Origin of the sequence: Pseudomonas cichorii, from assembly GCF_003700275.1 — a bacterium.
GTDB lineage: Bacteria > Pseudomonadota > Gammaproteobacteria > Pseudomonadales > Pseudomonadaceae > Aquipseudomonas > Aquipseudomonas cichorii_B.
Genome location: NZ_RBRE01000062.1, coordinates 1 through 18802 on the forward strand (window position 1 = coordinate 1; position 18802 = coordinate 18802).

The 18802-nt window shown below is 56.3% G+C and carries 11 protein-coding genes, 1 pseudogene and 1 CRISPR repeat array; of the genes and pseudogenes, 9 read left to right on the plus strand and 3 right to left on the minus strand.

The genetic code is table 11. The features are described from left to right. From tssI to ALQ04_RS17440, 4 genes are all read left to right on the plus strand, one after another. Positions 1–1797: type VI secretion system tip protein TssI/VgrG (gene tssI / locus ALQ04_RS17425; protein WP_147466608.1), on the plus strand; the 1797-nt coding region annotated here is incomplete at its 5' end. 4 nt (positions 1798–1801) lie between these two features. Then, entirely contained in the window at positions 1802–2530 is a 729-nt protein-coding gene (locus ALQ04_RS17430) for a DUF4123 domain-containing protein (RefSeq protein ID WP_122316997.1), read from the plus strand. Further along, positions 2527–7371, plus strand: a complete 4845-nt coding sequence (locus ALQ04_RS17435) for an RHS repeat-associated core domain-containing protein (protein WP_122316998.1) — start codon at positions 2527–2529, stop codon at positions 7369–7371. Before ALQ04_RS17430 ends, ALQ04_RS17435 begins: the two co-directional genes overlap by 4 nt. Positions 7372–7381: 10 nt before the next feature. Continuing rightward, on the plus strand, positions 7382–7735 hold the full coding sequence (locus ALQ04_RS17440; RefSeq protein ID WP_147466609.1) for a hypothetical protein: 354 nt from the start codon (positions 7382–7384) through the stop codon (positions 7733–7735). A gap of 276 nt (positions 7736–8011) precedes the next feature. Here ALQ04_RS17440 and ALQ04_RS17445 read toward each other — a convergent pair whose 3' ends face one another. Continuing rightward, positions 8012–8557: a Bro-N domain-containing protein gene (locus tag ALQ04_RS17445; protein ID WP_122317000.1), complete on the minus strand. Its 546-nt coding sequence runs from the start codon at positions 8555–8557 to the stop codon at positions 8012–8014. A 310-nt stretch (positions 8558–8867) separates the two neighbouring features. Then, entirely contained in the window at positions 8868–10115 is a 1248-nt protein-coding gene (locus ALQ04_RS17450) for a DUF1835 domain-containing protein (protein ID WP_122317001.1), read from the minus strand. 161 nt (positions 10116–10276) lie between these two features. Next, positions 10277–10965: direct repeats of the CRISPR family, unit length 28 nt; unit sequence TTTCTAAGCTGCCTACACGGCAGTGAAG. Between the two features lie 751 nt (positions 10966–11716). Here ALQ04_RS17450 and ALQ04_RS17455 point away from each other — a divergent pair. The 5 genes from ALQ04_RS17455 (at position 11717) to ALQ04_RS17475 (ending at position 17587) form a co-directional block, all read left to right on the plus strand. Next, positions 11717–12394 carry a calcium-binding protein gene (locus ALQ04_RS17455; RefSeq protein WP_183142208.1) on the plus strand — a complete coding sequence of 226 codons (678 nt, stop codon included), beginning with the start codon at positions 11717–11719 and terminating at the stop codon, positions 12392–12394. Between the two features lie 43 nt (positions 12395–12437). Continuing rightward, on the plus strand, positions 12438–12863 hold the full coding sequence (locus ALQ04_RS17460) for a hypothetical protein (RefSeq protein ID WP_122317003.1): 426 nt from the start codon (positions 12438–12440) through the stop codon (positions 12861–12863). 105 nt (positions 12864–12968) lie between these two features. After that, a complete protein-coding gene (locus ALQ04_RS17465; protein ID WP_122317004.1) occupies positions 12969–14699 on the plus strand; it encodes a type I secretion system permease/ATPase in 1731 nt (576 codons plus the stop codon). An 18-nt stretch (positions 14700–14717) separates the two neighbouring features. Further along, positions 14718–16091 carry an HlyD family type I secretion periplasmic adaptor subunit gene (locus ALQ04_RS17470; protein ID WP_147466610.1) on the plus strand — a complete coding sequence of 458 codons (1374 nt, stop codon included), beginning with the start codon at positions 14718–14720 and terminating at the stop codon, positions 16089–16091. A 140-nt stretch (positions 16092–16231) separates the two neighbouring features. Beyond that, entirely contained in the window at positions 16232–17587 is a 1356-nt protein-coding gene (locus ALQ04_RS17475) for a TolC family outer membrane protein (protein ID WP_183142209.1), read from the plus strand. Positions 17588–17655: 68 nt separating this feature from the next. Here ALQ04_RS17475 and ALQ04_RS17480 read toward each other — a convergent pair. Continuing rightward, a pseudogene (locus ALQ04_RS17480) lies at positions 17656–18172 on the minus strand (integrase); the annotation flags it as partial. Positions 18173–18802: the final 630 nt, after the last annotated feature.

Sequence of the window (18802 nt, forward strand, 5' to 3'; positions counted from 1 at the left end):
GGCAAACGCCTGACCCGCTATGCGGTGACCCTGCGCCCGCAACTGTCCTACCTGGCGCACCGCATCAACCAGCGCATCTTCCAGAACCTTTCGGTGCCGAAGATCATCGGCCTGGTCCTCGAAGAACACGGCATCCAGAGCAACGCCTACGCCTTCACCCTCGGCTCGGTGTACCCCGAGCGCGTGTATTGCGTGCAGTACGATGAATCCGACCTGCACTTCATCCAGCGCCTGTGCGAGGAAGAAGGCATTCACTACCACTTCCAGCACAGTGCCACGGGCCACAAGCTGGTGTTCGGCGATGACCAGACGGTGTTCCCGAAACTGGCGCCCGTGGCCTATCAGCAAGACTCGGGCATGGTCGCCAACGACCCGGTGATCAAACGCTTCGACCTGCGCCTGGAAACCCGCACCAGCCGCACCACGCGCCGTGACTACGACTTCGAGAAACCGCGCCTGACCCTGGAAAGCGAGAACCGAGGCGACGCACTGCCGGACCTCGAAGACTACGACTATCCCGGCCGCTTCGTGGACCGCGAGCGCGGCAAGCACCTGGCCAAGCGCGCCCTGGAACGCCATCGCAGCGACTTCCAACTGGTCGAAGGTAAAAGCGATCAGCCGTTGCTGGTCAGCGGTCATTTCCTGGCCCTGACCCAACACCCGAAAGCCAAGTGGAACGACCTGTGGCTGCTGACTGAAATCGTCCACGAAGGCAAACAGCCGCAGGTGCTGGAAGAGTCGGTGACCAGCGACACCACCAGCAACAAGGACGACTTCCATCAGGGCTACCGCAACCGTTTCCAGGCCACGCCGTGGGACGTGCCGAACCGCCCACCGCTGCGCCACCCGAAACCGCGCATCCTCGGCAGCCAGAGCGCCATGGTCACCGGCCCCAAAGGCGAAGAGATCCACTGCGACCAGTACGGGCGCGTCAAAGTGCAGTTTCACTGGGACCGCGAAGGTCAGGCCGACGACAAGACCAGTTGCTGGCTGCGCGTGTCTTCCGCCTGGGCCGGTGCCCAGTACGGTGGCATCGCCATCCCGCGGATCGGCATGGAAGTGCTGGTCACCTTCCTCGAAGGCGACCCCGACCAGCCCTTGATCAGCGGCTGCCTGTACCACAAGGAAAACCTCGTCCCGTACGAGCTGCCGGCCAACAAGACCCGCAGCACCTTCAAGACCCTGAGTTCACCGGGTGGCGGCGGTTACAACGAACTGCGCATCGAGGACAAGAAAGGGCAGGAACAGATCTACCTGCACGCCCAGCGTGACTGGGACGAGAACGTCGAGAACAACCAGAAAATCCGTGTTGGCAACGAGCGTCACGACACGGTCGAAAAGAATACCTACAGTGAATTCAAGGCTGAAGAGCACCACACCGTTTATGCCGACCGCAAGGTCGAAGCGCGCGCCGACGACCACTTGAGCGTGGGCGTCAGCCAGCACATCAAGGTCGGTACTGCGCAACTCATCGACGCCGGGCAGGAAATCCACCTGAGCAGCGGCATGAAGCTGGTGATCGAGGCTGGCAACGAAATCACCGTCAAGGCTGGCGGCAGTTTCATCAAGATCGACGCCAGCGGCGTCACGCTGAGCGGGCCGATAATCAACGCTAACGCGGGCGGCAGCCCCGGCAATGGCACAGGCGCAGCGCCGCTGTTGCCGGGCGCATTGAAACAGGCCGATGCGGACAAGGCGGGCGCGGTGCTGACACCGGCGCAGATCAATACCCTCAAACGCAACGCGCCGTTCTGCGAAGAGTGCGAGAAGTGCAAGGACGGTGCCTGTGCGATCTGAACCCATGACACCCAAGGCATGGCTGGCCAAACAGCCGCTGCAAAAGGATGAGCGCTTGTACCTGGTGGTGAGCGCCGCCAGCGATGGCGATGCGCTGAAAACCCTGTACCAGAGCGAACCTGCCAGCCAGTTGATCCCGATCTGGGGTGGTACGCCGTATGCCGACTGGCAGCCGGTGATGCCTTATCTCACCGAGCTGAAACCCAACTCGGCGTTTATGCGCTGGATCGCCGACACCGACGTTCAGGACTGGGGCTGGCTGGCGGTATCGCGCTGCGAGCCGAACGTGGTGTTTGAACACCTGCGCAGCCTGACCCAGGTGAAGATGCCCGATGCTGCCGAAGTGTTTTTCCGGTTTTGGGATGGGCGGCATATCTACCCGATCCTGAATGAGCTGGGCGAGCAGGCCAGCCAGATTCTGCCGGTGTTCGACCGTTACCTGATCAATGGCCGACCCTTGCAAACCGGGCAGGGACCGGTCGGTGAAGCGAAGGCGTTCCCCTGGTGGGAAGTGCCCGATGCGCTGATCAAAAAGCTTGCGGGGGATGACCCCAGCATGGTGATCGACAACATGATGCAGTGGCTGCAGGAGAACGAGGCTGAGCTGTATTTCTCGTTCCCTGAATCCAATCTGCGAACCAAAGTGGCGCGTTTCGTCAAACGCACGTCGCTCACGGAAGAAAATTTTACCGGGCTGTTGAAGGCCCATCTGGAAAATGAGGTGGTGGCATGAGCATTCTGATGGGTGAGATCGCAGGTAATCTCACAGCAACACAACCTGATGCTCAGGCCCTCATCAACAATTTCAAGAAATGCCTGACGGATTACCGCAAGCATGCCGAAGCCGTGTACGGCGGCTTGATTGACGCTGAACAGCAGTTCAAGGTGGGTGACGAGGTTGGCACCGCAGACAAGGACAGCAAAGCGGCCAACACCCTGTATGCGAACTGCCCGGCCAACGGCAAGCTGAAACTGGTGCACAGTTTCGAGGCGGCGCGCTTTGTGCCGATCGGTAATACGAAGGTGCGTCTGGTGCCTGTGGAAGACGGCAAGCTCTACGGCAAAAACGAGGTTGGTAAAGCCCTCGAGTACACGATCGGCCCGAGCGGAATTCTTGAAGTCACGGGCCTCAAGCCGAATCAACAGTACGAGATTACTTTTTTCCCCAACCCGACTCCGGCGCAGATCAACAGCCTGTTCAGTTCGTATCAGGGTGTCATCGGCGATTTGAGCGGCTGGCTGCAAACCCAATGGAGCACCGAGTTTCTGCCGCTCTGGCAAGCGCACACCAATGCCTCCATGGCTGGCCGGAGCCTGCAACAGCTGGAGTCTGCCTGGAAGGGCTTCCTGAAAGCGATCATGGGCTTGTGGAGCGACATCATGGGTCTCTACGACCTGGTCGCGCACCCGCGTGAGAACTACGAGAAGCTCAAGAAATTCTTCACCGAGGAAGAGATCAAGAAGATCTACAACGCCTCGAAAAAAGCCATTGAAACGGCACTGCTGATTGCCAGCGATGAACCGCTGATGTGGATCTACGTGGCGGCCATCGTCGCGTGGGTCAAGATGCTGCCGCCGCAGACCCGCACCGAAGTATTGGCCGAACTGACCACCGAAGTGCTGCTGAACATCCTGATCGGTATTGTCTTGACTGGCGGTATCGGCCTGGCTGTGCGCGTTGGCGCCAAGGGCCTCAATGCTGCGAAAAACAGCGGCAAGGTCATGAAGCTGATCGAAGACTTCACTGCCATGCTGATGAATCTCAGCAAGAAGAATGCGGCAGGTCACGCTGAAACCGCCAAGCCGCTGTTGCTCAATGGCAATGCGGCGATGAACCCGGCACGCAAGGCCAGCGTTGAAATCGCGCCGCCCAAACCAGCAGAAACAGCTGTTGCGCCGAAGAAAAAACCGCCGGTAACAGGCGGAACCGTAGAAACGGATGCGCAGATTCAGGCGCGAGCCAAGCGAGAAAACGCCACGCGCATGGAGCAGGCGGAAAAGACCGACAACGCCCCGGAACAATCCAAGACACCGGCCGATCAGCCTGCCCAGTGCGCCGACAAGACCTGCACCAACGGCGAACCGGTGTCGATGGTTACCGGCGAAGAATTGCTGACCCTCACCGACGGCGAACTGGGCGGTGTGCTGCCCTTCGAGTGGACGCGCCTGTACCGCAGCAGTGCGGTGGAAGTCGACAGTCGTCTTGGTTATGGCTGGAGCCATTCGCTGTCCCATCGTCTGCAACTGGACGATGACGGCGTGCTGTGGACGGACAACGAAAACCGTCAGACCCGTTTTCCGATGCCGACCGAACAACGTCCGGCCATCACCAATAGCCTGGCGCAGGCCGCCATCTATCTGGGCACCGCTCCCGGCGAGCTGATCCTGACCCAGGCTGGCCCGAAACCACGTTTCTACCATTTCCGTGCCGGTCGCCTGACCACCATCAGCGACCCGTATGACAATCAGGTTCACATCAGCTATGACCTGGTGGACCGTATTCAACGCATTGACAACGGTGCGGGTCGCTCGCTGCTGCTGCGCTATGACGACCGCCATATCGTCGCCGTTGATCAACAGCAACAGCGTTCCGAGTACGACGAGCGTGGCGAACGCCAGGACCCGTGGCTGACCCTGCAAACCCTCGTCACCTACGCCTACAACGACCGCCAGCAACTGGTATCGGCAACCAATGCGGTGGGTGAAACCGAGTATTACCGCTACAACGACCAGCACGTCATTCTGGAGCGGCAACTGGCCGGTGGCGCGAGCTTCTTCTGGGAATGGGAGCGTGAAGGCAAGTTCTCGCGTTGCGTGCGTCACTGGGCGAATTACTCGCAACTCGAAGCGCGTTACGAGTGGGACGACAAAGGCACGGTCACCGTCTACAACGCCGATGGCAGCGAGCAGGTCTACGTGCATGACGAAAATGCCCGGCTGATCAGCGAGACCGCCCCCGATGGCGCAGAAACCCAGAAAGCCTACGACGAAGACGGTCGCCTGATCGCCGAGAAAGACGCGCTGGGCGCCGTTACCGAATACCAGTACAACACCGCCGGACGTCTGGTAGCTGTCATCCCGCCCGAAGATGCGCCGACCCATTACAACTACTTCGACGGGCAACTGGTCGAGGTCCGTCGTGGCAAGGCGCGCTGGCAGTATGACCGCAACGACCAGGGCGACATCACCCGGCAAGTCGACCCGCACGGCAACGAAACCCACTACCGCTACGACCTGCATGGCCGCCTGCTGGAAATCCGCCATCCCGACGGCAGCCGCCACACCCTGGGCTGGAACGGCCTGGGCCAGTTGCTGGAAGAACACCTGCCCGATGGCGGCCAGCGCAAGTATCGTTACGATGCCTTGGGGCGGCAGATCACCCGTCAGGAAGAAACCGGTGCCATCACCCATTACCAATGGGATGCGGTCAATCGCCTGAGCCAGGTCACCTTGCCCGGCGGCGCGACTCGCGCCTTCAGCTACAACCCGTATGGCCGCGTCACCGCCGAGCGCGACGAACTGGGTCGCGTCACCCGCTATGAGTACGCCGACAACCTGCATCTGGTCAGCCGCCGCATCAACCCGGACGGCAGCCAGTTGCTCTACCGCTACGACAACTCGCGCCTGCTGCTGACCGAGATCGAAAACGAACGTGGCGAGCACTACCACCTTGACTACTACAGCAACGGCCTGATCCAGCAGGAAACCGGTTTCGACGGTCGCCGCACCGCCTACGAATACGACCTCAACGGCCAGTTGCTGAAGAAAACCGAATTCGGCGACGACGGCAGCGAACTGGTTACCGAGTACCAGCGCGACAGCGCCGGCCGCCTGCTGGTGAAAACCCTCGCCGATGGCGAGAAGATTCACTACAGCTACGACGCCCTCGGACGCCTGGTCAACGTCGACGACGGCCACTGGCCGCTGGCTTACGAATACGACCTGCAAGACCGGCTGATCACCGAGCACCAGGGCTGGGGCACGACCCGTTACGAGTACGACAAGCTCGGGCAACTGAGCCATTGCCGTCTGCCGGACGGCAGCAAACTCGACTACCGCCATCAGGCCGGTGGCCAACTGAGCAGCATCGACCTCAACGGCTCGCGCCTGACCAGCCACCAGTTTGCTGCCGGTCGAGAACAACAGCGTCAGCAAGGCCTGTTGCTCAGTCAATACCAGTACGATGAGCAAGGCCGTCTGCAGGCGCACAGCGTCAGCCAGCGCGACAAACACCTGCTGCAGCGCCGCTACGCTTACGACGCCAATGGCAATCTGGCGGGTATCGACGACAGCCGTAAAGGCAACCTGCGCTACCACTACGACCCGCTCGACCGCCTGATCAACGTACGTGGCGCGACCCCGGAAAGCTTCGCCCACGACCCGGCCGGTAACCTGCTGGGGCAGGGCGATCAACCCGCCGCCAACCTGGCCAACGTCAAAGGCAACCGCCTGCTGATGCAGGGCGACCGCCATTACGACTACGATGCCTACGGCAACCAGATCCGCGAACGCCGCGGCGCTGGCCAGAAATTGGTCACCGAATACCGCTACGACGTCCAGCACCGCCTGATCGGCGTCAGCCTGCCCGGTGGCAGCACCGCCAGCTACAAATATGACGCTTTCGGCCGCCGCATCGAAAAAACCGTCGACGGCCACAGCACCGAATTCCTCTGGCAAGGCGAACGCCTGATCGCCGAAAGCGCCGAGAACCGCTATCGCAGCTACATCTACGAACCCGGCAGCTTCCGCCCATTGGCCATGCTTGACGGCGAAGGCCCACGCAAAGCCACGCCGTTCTACTACCAGTTGGACCATCTGGGCACCCCACAGGAACTCACCGACTACAGCGGCGAGATCATGTGGTCCGCCAAATACCGCGCCTACGGCAACCTCGCGGCGCTGGACATCAGCGAAATCGACAACCCGCTGCGTTTCCAGGGCCAGTACTTCGATGCGGAAACGGGCTTACACTACAACCGGCATCGCTACTACAATCCGGGGACTGGACGGTTCTTGACGCCGGACCCGATCAAGCTGGCGGGTGGGTTGAATAGCTACCAGTATGTGCCTAACCCTACGGGGTGGGTGGATCCGTTGGGGTTGAATAATTGCCCTGGTGCAACGATGCACAACGGTGTCCCTATTAGCAACAACGCTCGGGGGCACCTTGAAAATATTGATGGATATAGCACGAAGACAGGCGTGAAAGGAGCCCATAATCGTAATGACTTCCTCCAAGCTGCCACTGATAAGAATTTGCATATAATCTCAGAAACGCAAAGTCCTACTACACCTGGACTGTCGGAAATCGTTTATGGAAGAGACTCTTTGGATAGGGCTGGGAACGTCGTGGGTGTTAAACAGTTCGGCAACCCGAAAACCGTCTACGATCCAAGTGTGATTTCCACCGATCGGATGTTCGAGGCTGGTAAAGAAGCGGCTGCGTCGGGATATAGTCAGGCTAAAGCAAGCGGGAATCGTGTATATAGTGCGTCCCATGATGGCATAATATTTCGTATTTATTTAGATGAAACCCTTACAACTGTCACAAATTTTCATCCGACAATGAAGTGATGATATGAGCATGAATAGTTTGACTCTGGCGCAGAAAAGTACAATCCATAACTGCTTGTTGGATCTCTTGGAATCCTCATCGCTAGATAATCCAAGCTTCTTACCTCTGGCTTTGACCAATCTGCTCGATTCGCAGGGGTTCGGAATTGAAATGTCAGGTATATATATTAGCTCCGATGAGGATGTAGAAAATATACCGGAGTATCTAGAAGAGGGTATTGCGTTTGAATTCATGGAGGGGCATGTGTCGCTTCCTTTTCATGAAGCCGTAAACTGTATCGTTGAATGGTGTAAAACACAAAATTTATCGGGAAGGGTGGATGTCGATATGTTATTAAGAAAGTTGCAGAAAAAATATAAATGATGTTTCTGATTTAGGCTGGCTTTATCCTTAAATGGAGTCGGTTTTCCATCGGGTTGAGTAGGGAAGCCGCTTGAGTGATTGAGGGATGAGGCTCGTGCGCGCTTTCTATTAAAGGATGTTGAAGCTACAAATTCCTCCGCAAAAACTTGGATGGGGTGTGAATAGCGCTTCAGAATGAACTCATTCGCGAGAGGCCGGTACATTCACAAGAAATCTATCGTCTGGAATGCAGCTTTCGCGAATGAATTCGCTCCTACGGCGGGGACGGTGAGGGAATCAGGCGGCTATGCGTTTGCCTGCGAATGTCTCCACGACCTTGCGCCACATGCCTCGCTTGGGTTGTGGCGGAACTTCCAGTACCACATGCGGCATGTCCTGCAGGCGAATCCATGATTCGTTGCGCCAGTGCAGCAGGTTCAGGGAGGTGCCGAGCCATTGCATCTGGTTCAGGCTGGGTTGGTCGTTGGTCTGCGTATGGCGTTGATGCAGCACGGGCAGGACGTCATGGGTCAGCCACTGGCGCAGGGCGCGGTTTTCGGGGATGTAGTGGTGGATCAGCATCGCAAATACGCCGGACTCGCTGACCAGAACGCACTTTTCCCAACGGCCATGAGCCTGTAGCCAGGCCGTGCGACGTTGATCCGGATCGAGCTTGAGTGTGGCGCGCTCATCCAGTTGTTTGCCCATCAGGCGAGCAAGATCTGCGAGACAAAACCATGCCTGGGTGTTGCACATGACGGTTCGCAGCATTCGGTGATGGCGGTTGAACAGGATGGCTTCAAATTGTTCCGTGCAGGGCGCGGACGGATTAAGGGTGTACATCGGCATAGCTCCTGGATAATTGAAGCTGCCAAACAACGTCGTCAAACGAATGGGTGGCAGCTGTGCGAAGGTTGACGAACCGGTATCCAGGAAACCGGCAGACCCGAAGGTCTCCGACGCACAGCCGCCATAACACGTACTTCAAGCGTAGGCCTGAAGCAGTGGGGGAGACGCTGATACGCCTGGATAGATCGGATCGTCAAATCCGGTCGCTGATTTTGCAACGAACGGCGCGAAGCCTAACGTGCAGAAGGAAGAGAGGCAACTAATGGCGGTTCAATGCCGTCAAGTCAGTCACCCAGCCCGAAAGCTACTCTCGCCAAACCGGCCATAACTGCTCATCAATCATCCAGTGAGGCTGCCCCGGTCGGATGCAGACCCCGCCAATCCAGCGCTCATGGCTGGCATGATCCGGCCAGTAAGCCATTCCGCTCAACACCTGCCGACCCAGCGGCGTCAGCGTCAACACGCGACGTGGCCATTCCAGATGAGCGTCCGACTCGCTCAGCAATGGGCTCTGGGTATCGATCAGCGGCCGCAGCATCGCGTGAAACATCATATCCCCCAGAAAGGGCAGTGGTTCGCGCTTGCCCATCAGCTCGGCGAAAACCCTGGCAAAAGGCATCGAGCCCGATTCATCCAGCACCTGCAAGGTCAGACGTTCCGTGAGCGATAAACCGTCGCGAACACCCGGTAACTCCTGCAATTGTCGCAACAGTGCCGGAGCAAGCAAAGGCAGGGCGCCTTGCGGGCCATGGGCCAGTTTCGCCAGTGCAACGGGCGACGCATCGCAATAGGCCAGCCATGCCTGACGCGCCAACAGCAGCGCCTCTTCATCGACCAGCCTGCGCTGCGGCCAGAGCCACGCAAGGACGTCGGGAGCCAGCTGACCCATGCCGATAAAACGCTGCACGCCGGGCACATGGTCGACCTCGATCAGCTCAAGCCGACGCGGCAGACGCTCAAGCCCTGCCAGCGCCCGGATCAGGAACAACTGATCATAAGCATCCGCCTCGCACCACAGCACACTGTGATCGGCGCTGCTCAATAGTTTGAGGTTTGTGTATTCATCATCAAGCCGGCGCGTGGTATCGGCCACCGCCATCCCGAAGGCCTGACTGATGTACTGACCACGAAGCGCCTGATACGCCTCGTCAGGCAAATCCTGAACCGGTCCCATGCACAACGGGTCGGTCAGCATCTGAAACGAACCCTTGAAACCCGCCAGTTGCAGACTGTGCGCAATGTCATTGCCACACCGCCAATGCACCGTGCGCTCCTCATCACTGGCCTCGAAATCCGGATGCCGCGCCGCAAACTCCACCGCATCCACATGCGCCTTCAGCTTCGGCCAACTGCTGAAGCCCAACTCTCTGGCGATCAGCCATTGAGCATCGGACAAGGTCGCAGGAGCGGAGGAAGTACTACGTGAAATCAGCGAAAGCTCATCAGGCGCAGCGCCGTTTTTCATACGCTGTAAAAGCTCCTTGGCACGCTTGCGCTGCTGCTCAAGGTTGATACGACCGTTGTGGGATAACGACACGGGACGAGTAGACATACGATCTCCTTGCACAAACCTTGTCCGCTTGAAGGTCGGGAGTCGTAATGACGAATGCGTGAGGCAAGATCCTGGGCGCAGCCCTTTCCGCGGATGGGGGCGTGGATGACGCCGAGGGGGAATATAGGGGAGGGTAGTGGGGGATTGCAATGGATGATGGTTTTCTGAGCTGCCTATGCGGCAGTGAAGCAGACCCTGCGCCGATCCTTGAGCTACTCACCTTTCTAAGCTGCCTACACGGCAGTGAAGACCAGACATTCCAATGTCGTCAGTTTTCGCGTTTTCTAAGCTGCCTACACGGCAGTGAAGTAGCTACCAGCGCCGATGCTGCAGATGCTGCTTTTCTAAGCTGCCTACACGGCAGTGAAGGCGCGCTGGTTGTTCAGCAAATTGAGGATGCTTTTCTAAGCTGCCTACACGGCAGTGAAGACTTTCGCGCACCTGGTCGAGCTGGCCACGTCTTTCTAAGCTGCCTACACGGCAGTGAAGTCGAGGTGATCGGGGAAGTCTCCAACTCCCTGTTTCTAAGCTGCCTACACGGCAGTGAAGCCCACGGCGCATTCATTCTGACTTTCGAGTTTTTTCTAAGCTGCCTACACGGCAGTGAAGCGCCATATGCAACAGCGGCATGGAGTGTCGGATTTCTAAGCTGCCTACACGGCAGTGAAGAATGGTCTGGCCAGTCCTTCTGCTTTTCTTCATTTCTAAGCTGCCTACACGGCAGTGAAGAGTGCGATGCTCAACTTTGCGAAGATGTGAATTTTCTAAGCTGCCTACACGGCAGTGAAGTGTTCGGCGTGTTGAAGGCGACGAAACAATCATTTTCTAAGCTGCCTACACGGCAGTGAAGTAGACACCTTGCCCCATAACCCACAGTTTTTAAAGAAAAACCCTGCGCAAAACCCTCTTTTACCCTTTTTCTCAGTCCATCCATAACTCATTGATTTATAAGGGCCTGGATGGAGGCCTCAAAAAGAGGGTCAAGAAAGGGTAATGCCGATCAGTCAGGCGCAGTTCACTCTGTGGGAGGCAGCTTGCTGGCGATGACTGACGAGCAGACGCTGCATATGTGCCGATTTCACTGGCCCTGTCGCCAGCAAGCTGCCTTCCACAGGTCCTGTACAGTTAGGCATCGGGTGCCTATCTGTGGGTGATGAAATTCCGGGCACAAAAAAACCGGCTCAACTGGCCGGTTTCTTTTCATTCAAGCTCTGCAACCGCTTGAATGTCTTGCTATATGGTGCCCGAGGGAGACTCGAATAATAGCATAACTGTATAATTAATATGGTTTTTTGCATGTGTACACTTCCACGTTGTACGGTGAAGTGTACACCCTACCTGCCTCCAATAAGGACTGGTATGGGTGGAAGCTTGATCGGATTTCTCCATCCAATTTCCGACGAGCTGTGAACATGGAGGGCTATTTCAGCACAGGTCAGATGGCTTGTGCTGACTTGATCGGAGAGTCTCTAATCGCGGCCGTCCGCTCTGCGCAGGGTTCACAACGGCAATGGCAATATGATAGCTTTCATGCTGCGCGTAAGCATTTGTCTGGAGCATTGCCTACGGCTAGTTAATTATATTCTTATATGGAGATAAGTATGGCTACTATTACTGGTGACAACAACGACAACGTTTTGTCGGCTAGCGAAATGTCCTTCATTTATGGTCTTGGTGGAAATGATACCATCTATGGAAGCAACTTCTACGACATTATCCAAGGAGGCACAGGCAATGATGTAATCTATGGCAACGGTGGAGACGATGCGATCATCGGCGATCAGGGATCCGATCAGTTGTACGGAGGCGATGGAGACGATCTTATCGTCGGAGACAATCTCCTCACCCCCTCCGGAGCTGGAGACGACGTGTTGTTTGGTGGCGCGGGCAATGATCGTTTGTATGGCAATTACGGCAACGACCTCTATCTATACTCCGTAAACTCCGGTATCGATATCATCAACGACGGCATGACGGCTGCCGAAGTTCCGGGCTATGGTGGGGGGGTTGATACCCTGCAGTTTACCAACACCACGTTTGCCAACATCTACTTTCAAGCGGTCAACAATGACCTTCTGCTGTACACTTCGCAAGGCGTGGATCAGAGTGGGTTCATTCAGCATGGGGTCATTATTCAGGACTTCTACTTGAACAATGTCAATACCAATATCGAATACCTGGCAGACAGCACTGGTGCCGGGTTCGATCTGTCCCAGTTGCTGCCCACTGACCAAGCTTCGTACACCGAGACCTCGTTGCAGAACCTGGCGTTGGCGTAAGTTTCCTAGAACTGGAAGAGTTGAACACAAGGAGGTGTATTTCATGGAAATTTCCAAAGGCATACCTTTGGCGACAACGTCGCGCAGCATTGCAGACTTGAATCTTTCGCTGGTCAAATCGAACGCCAACTTCGCTCATGACCTTAAGGCCGCAGCTGAAGGTCTGCGTAAAGCCGAAGAAGTGGAACGAGGCATAGGTCGTCTTGATGCCGATAACGCTCCCCACAATGCAGCCAACGTTGTCATGAAGGGTGATCAGCTTGTTGCGACAATTTACAAGTCTGGCGCGGTAGCGTTTACCGACGCCTACGCCGCACAGCTGAAAAACCTGAATCTCCCTGGTGATAACTCTGGAGATTTGGGCTCGCTTCGTGCCGCAATAATAGCGAAGGCTGTAGGCGGGGAAGTCATGGTTGCAAACGCATCTTCCTCTGCTTCTTGGCAATCTCGGTTTTCAGCAAAAGCATAGAGCCAACTGAGCCAGTCTTTAACCCGCTCATAAAAAAGCCCTGCTTCGGCGGGCTTTTTTATCGCACGCTATTCGGAGAAAAACATTGCGCAGGATTGGCATGCAATGAGTACAACTAATCTCAAGCCCTCGAACACCGGACGTGGTGAGCTTGCAGAAGTACTACTGACCTACCGAGGCATTTTCATTCACGTCGGCCTGTTTTCAGGCGTGATAGCCATTTTAATGCTGGCCCCAACGATCTACATGCTGCAAGTGTATGACCGGGTTCTCACCTCTGGTAATGAAACTACGCTGTGGATGCTGACGCTGATTGTCCTGATGATCTATGCATTTATCGGGGCACTGGAATGGATACGAAGTCTGTTGGTATGGCGCCTGAGTGTTGGATTCGATGAAAAACTGGCCCCTCGCGTCTTCGATGCTGCTTTCGACGCCAACCTGAAAACCGGCAAGGGCAATGCAGCACGGCCACTGGAAGACTTGCAGCAACTGCGCCAATTCATTACAGGCCAATGGTTACTGGCTTTGTTCGATGCACCATGGTCTCCGATCTATATATTGGCCATGTTCTATTTTCACCCGGCGCTAGGGTTTTTCGCCCTGGGCAGCACCCTGATATTGCTAGCATCAGGTTGGCTGAATGAACGCATAAGTCGCAGCCACTTGAAAAACGCCGGAGAAATGATGATTGCGTCGAGCCGTAGCGCCGATGCAAACCTGCGCAATGCCGAGGTGATCGCTGGCATGGGTATGCTCGCGAATCTTCGGCGTCGCTGGGCTGTACAGCATCAATCTTATGTGCGCGAGCAAAGTGTCGCCTATGTTCGCATGGCGACACTACTGGGATTCAACAAAGCCCTGAGACTGGTCATGCAGTCATTGGGCTTGGGCCTGTGCGCGTGGCTGGTCCTGGAACATGAAATGACGCCCGGTATGATGATCGCAGGGTCAGTGCTGATGAGCAGAGCCTTGTCACCGATCGATCAGATCATTGGCGCCTCCCGCAGTTGGACCAATGTAAAGGAAGCGCGCCGCCGCCTCAGCCAGCTACTGGACGCCTTCCCACCTCAGGACAAGGGAATGGCATTCCCCCAACCGACAGGGGAAGTCATCGTCGAGCAATTGACGGTTACTTCGCCTGACCGGGCGCAGATGCTGCTGCAAAATATCAGCTTCAAATTGGCGCCAGGAGAGAGTCTGGTAATCGTGGGCCCCTCCGGTGCAGGTAAAAGTACATTGGGGCGGTGCCTGGTCAATGCGCTTGAGCCACTACGCGGCAAGGTACGCCTGGACAATGTGCCGTTGGATCAGTGGCAACCTGAAACCCTCGGTAGACACCTTGGTTACTTGCCCCAGGACGTACAGCTGTTTTCAGGTTCAGTAGCTGAAAACATTGCCCGCTTCGATACCCTTGACGAAGCCAAAGTCATTGCAGCAGCCCAGATGGCTGGCGTGCACGAATTGATTCTTCAGCTACCGGAAGGCTACCAGACTCAGTTGGGCGACAACGGCATGGGATTATCGGGCGGGCAACGCCAGCGAGTAGGCCTGGCACGTGCGCTTTATGGAAATCCAAGTTTGATCATATTGGACGAGCCTAATTCCAATCTGGATGACCTGGGCGAAGCCATGCTGGCGCAAGCCATTTTCAGAATGAAACAAGCCAGGATCACCCTGGTATTGATTACGCACAAGCCCAACGTTGCAAGACAGGCGGACAAGATGCTGATTCTGAAAGCAGGCACCAGAGTGGACTTCGGGCCGCTGACTGAAGTCATGGCGAGAACGCAGAAACTTGCAATGAATGCCAGGGCTGCCGTAGAGACGCCTTGATTTTCGACCCCACAAGCATTGAGCAATCAAAAATATTGCTCCGACTTTATAGAAAGCATGGTAGCTGACTCGATGAATGCGGCGTGCGACAAAGGCAATTCATCCTCCAAGGAGGACAGATATTACGTTCATCTGGGATGGCTTATCGTCTTGTTTGGCGTAATCGGTTTCTTGGGGTGGGCGTTATGGGCCCCGCTGGATGCAGGTGTAGCCATAGAGGCGAAAGTCATTGTCAGTGGCAATCGCAAGGCCGTTCAGCCACTTGCAGGCGGCAAGATACAAAAGATTCATGTCGTGGAGGGAGAGCGGGTAGAAGCTGGCCAGGTACTGGTTGAACTGGATTCCACATTGACCTCGAATCAGTTCGATTCGTTGCGGCTGCAATACTTGACCAGGCTGGCTACCAGGAACCGCCTCACGGCCGAAGGCGATGGACTGCCAGAAGTCCATTTTGATGAAAGCCTGCTGCAAGAGCGGGAAAGCAACCCACAGATAGAGGCCATCGTTCGCGTTCAGCAGCAGTTGTTCGATAGTCGCCTGCGTGCTCAAAAGGCAATGCAGGACGGACTGGAAGCAACATTGCGCGGCACACTCGAGCAGATTGACAGCGTGCAACGGATCTTGCGCTCACGCGAGGATCAGCGCCGTGGCTTTGATCGTCAGCTAGAGAGTCAGCGGATTTTGGTCGATGAGGGACTGCTGGCGCGAAATCGTTTCCTGGAGGCAGAGCGCCAGTATTATCAACTGCTGGGGTCGATTGCCGATGATCAGGGTCGTTTGGGTTCGCTGAAAGAAAGTGTAAACGAGGCAAAAGCGCAACTGGTTTCCCAGCAGGCCCAGTATCAAAAAGAACTGCGCACCGAGCTGAGCGAAGTTCGTAGTTACATGACAGATTTGCAGTCACGATTGAATACGGCGCAATACGAAGTAGAGAACAGCAACGTCATCTCTCCGGCGACGGGTATCGTGGCCGGTCTGTCGGTATTTACCCATGGCGGCGTCGTCAATGCCGGGGAGAAGCTGATGGACATCGTCCCGTTGAACGAACCGCTGATGGTAGAGGGACGCTTGCCTGTGTCGGAGGTGGACAAGGTTCATTCCGGCCTGCAGGTCGAGCTGGAGTTCATGGCGTTCAGCCGCACGACTACACCCAAGCGGCTGGGTACCGTCAAGACGGTCTCTGCGGACAGGATGGAAGACTCGAAGAACCAGCCCTATTACGGAATAGAAATCAATGTGAGTGATCTCCAGGGGCAGGAGATCGCACCGGGGCTGTCGTTGGTGCCGGGTATGCCGGTAACCGCTTTTATCAAAACTGGCGAACGCACGTTAATGGCATACCTGCTCAAACCGCTTCGCGATCGTACACGCATGGCGCTGACAGAGAATTGAACGATAAATACGAAACGATGAAAGATAAATCCATACTGCCTGAAGTGTTCCGACGCAAGAGAACACTCCGGCCATGTTCTCTGACATCGCTTGCCCTGTTATGCATCGCAGGCTGGTCGAGTCTCGTGCAGGCAGAATCAGTGCCGCGCAACCTGCCGGACCTTTCACATCCACGACCTGTGGCATCGGTCAATGCGGTGTCAACGGGTGGAGCCAATATCGACCTGGTGCGGGCTTACGAGAGCATGCTGCTCAACAACCCGAAAACACTGGCAGCAAAAGCGGCTCGTGATGCCGGTTTGAATGAAGAGGATATTGCTCGAGCCGCCCTCTTGCCCAAGGTGTCCATCAACTATATGCGCAACCGCACGGACCGGTCGGAACGTCTTGAGCAAGCCAGCCTGGTGGGCCAGGACGATACTATCGACGATCGATTCTTTGGAAAGAGAACCAGCCTGAACGTTGAGCAGGTGCTTTTCGACTATTCGGCCATCAGCACCTACCGCATGGGAAAACTGCGTGCGGAGCATGCCGAGGTCGAGTATCGACTGCAACTTCAGCAGCAGGCCATTTCCTTGATCGATGCCTACCTGAATGCGGTGCTGGGCCGTGACTTGCTCGAACTGACCCGTCATCAGTTGCGCACTTATCAAAATACCCTACATGACAATGAAACCGTCTTCGCCCAAGGGGAAGGCACCCGCGTAGACATCCTGGAAACACGCTCGCGGCTGGGCACTATCCGCGCACAACTGGTGGATTACGAAAATGGCTTGGCGGATGCCCTGAAAGAACTGTCAATGCTGCTAGGCGAAGAAATCCAGGCATCGCAGCTGATGTCCATCGACTTGTACTCGGAGCAATTGCCACTGCAAGGTGTCGACAAACAAACGCTGCTCGATGATGCCCTGACGCAGAACCCGGAAATTCAAGCGGCTCGCCTGGCAGTCAGTTATAGCGAACTGAGCATCGAGCGGGAGAAGGGGCAATTCATGCCTCGCCTTTCACTTTTTGCGACACAGGACCGGGTCGACTCCGACAACATCAATAACAGCGGACGCGATTACCACAGCAGAACCATCGGCCTGCAGGTTTCAATACCGCTATTCAGCGGCGGATCAAGCTATTACGCCAAACAGCAAGCACACAGTCAGCTGGAACGTGCGGGTTACGACCTGCAAGACAAAAGTAACGGCATAGAATATCTGGTAGAAAAATACTATCGGACCTGTACGACCAGCATGCAAAGAATCCATATGCTGCGTCAGAGCGCGACCGATGGTTCCGATCTGGTAGCGGCCTTGCGCAAGAGTGTAATAGGGGGTGAACGTACCAACTCGGACGTTCTGGATGCCGAGAATCAGACCTATCAAGCTCGGAGGGATTTGCTACGCGCAGTGATTGAGTTATTCCAGGCCTATCCTAAAGTGCAGTTTTATGCGGGCCGGTTCTCTGAAGATGATGTCTTGGCCCTGAACAGAAGAATGTTATTTTAGGGGTGGTCTGAAATATCCGGATATTTTCCGGGCGTCGAGCGGTCAGCATTTCAAAAAACGACACGCGTCTCGCGCAAGCGCATACCGGTGGCTCGCGCTAACTGAGCGATGGCCGCGGCGCGCGGCTGCTGGTTTTCGCAAAGCACCTCTACGATCCGCTTCACCTGTTCGCGGTCCTGGCCTTGCGGCAACGGAACGACGAACACTGGTGCGCCGCATTCCCAACTCCTTGCTCGGACTCACGACCTTCACATACTGATCACCGCGAAGCGCGGCCAGGGTCCGATTCACACTGGACAACCGGTTTTGCGCGGTGGCGATGGCTAGCTCACCTTGTTCAACTTGCTGACGCAGATGTCCGGCATACTCCAGCAAGGTCTGCCGATCAATCTGCCGCGCATTGTTAAACCCTGGTCCTTCCTCCGACCTGCACCAGCGGACAAGCGCCTGCCAGCGATCACTGTGCGCCTTGACCGTGCCGTAGTGCCCGCCGCAAAACAGATCGCGCAACGCCTGTGGCCCGGCATAACTCAATTGCCGGCCATAGCCAAAATTGCGTCCGTCCCGTTTATCGACCAACGCCATCAAACTCCTCTTGAAGCCAAACCCTTAAAACCTTCCCCACGTCATCCCGCCACGATCAGGGATCAAGGCCCCTGCGACCTGTGAGGGTTGTCCACTAACGCGGGACTGGCGGCTCTTACGATCGGGAGCTGGGGCATCTCATGATCTGGCCTCCTGAACACCTCCGAAGAAGTGGGCGGGTGGAGGCTGCATTGGCTGACGAGACCAACGCCGCGAGATCTTGAGTCGGGTGAAGGCAGTGAAGCGATGACAGGGGCATGCCTTACTGTCAGTCAGGTGCAATCCATTCCGTGAGCTGCGGCTCCATCATCTGAATCGCTGTTGCTGGTGACTTCGGTGTTTGTCACGCCGATTGTCACGAGGGGGAATGCCGCAATGCCTTGTACGAGGTGGGCTGCAGCAGCGTTAGGAACGCCCGTCTCTTTCTGGAAGAAAGAGACGGGCGCAGGGAAATGGCCAAACGGATAAGTTGCTGCAGGGCAGCTATAAAAGGGGATGAGTTGCCGCAGTGGGCACACTGGTAAAAGTAGGCATCCATCACATTGATGTGACCGTGCGAGCCGCCGGACGCTAATCGCACTTTGGGAGAACCGCCGCGGTGTGGCATAGCCTCAAAGGTTCTGGCTACCT

What these genes read in the sequence shown, in the direction of transcription:
- ALQ04_RS17430 (WP_122316997.1), top strand. Translation starts at nt 1,802, where the DNA reads ATGACACCCAAGGCATGGCTGGCCAAACAGCCGCTGCAAAAGGATGAG.
- ALQ04_RS17435 (WP_122316998.1), top strand. Translation starts at nt 2,527, where the DNA reads ATGAGCATTCTGATGGGTGAGATCGCAGGTAATCTCACAGCAACACAA.
- ALQ04_RS17440 (WP_147466609.1), top strand. Translation starts at nt 7,382, where the DNA reads ATGAATAGTTTGACTCTGGCGCAGAAAAGTACAATCCATAACTGCTTG.
- ALQ04_RS17445 (WP_122317000.1), bottom strand. Translation starts at nt 8,557, where the DNA reads ATGTACACCCTTAATCCGTCCGCGCCCTGCACGGAACAATTTGAAGCC.
- ALQ04_RS17450 (WP_122317001.1), bottom strand. Translation starts at nt 10,115, where the DNA reads ATGTCTACTCGTCCCGTGTCGTTATCCCACAACGGTCGTATCAACCTT.
- ALQ04_RS17455 (WP_183142208.1), top strand. Translation starts at nt 11,717, where the DNA reads ATGGCTACTATTACTGGTGACAACAACGACAACGTTTTGTCGGCTAGC.
- ALQ04_RS17460 (WP_122317003.1), top strand. Translation starts at nt 12,438, where the DNA reads ATGGAAATTTCCAAAGGCATACCTTTGGCGACAACGTCGCGCAGCATT.
- ALQ04_RS17465 (WP_122317004.1), top strand. Translation starts at nt 12,969, where the DNA reads ATGAGTACAACTAATCTCAAGCCCTCGAACACCGGACGTGGTGAGCTT.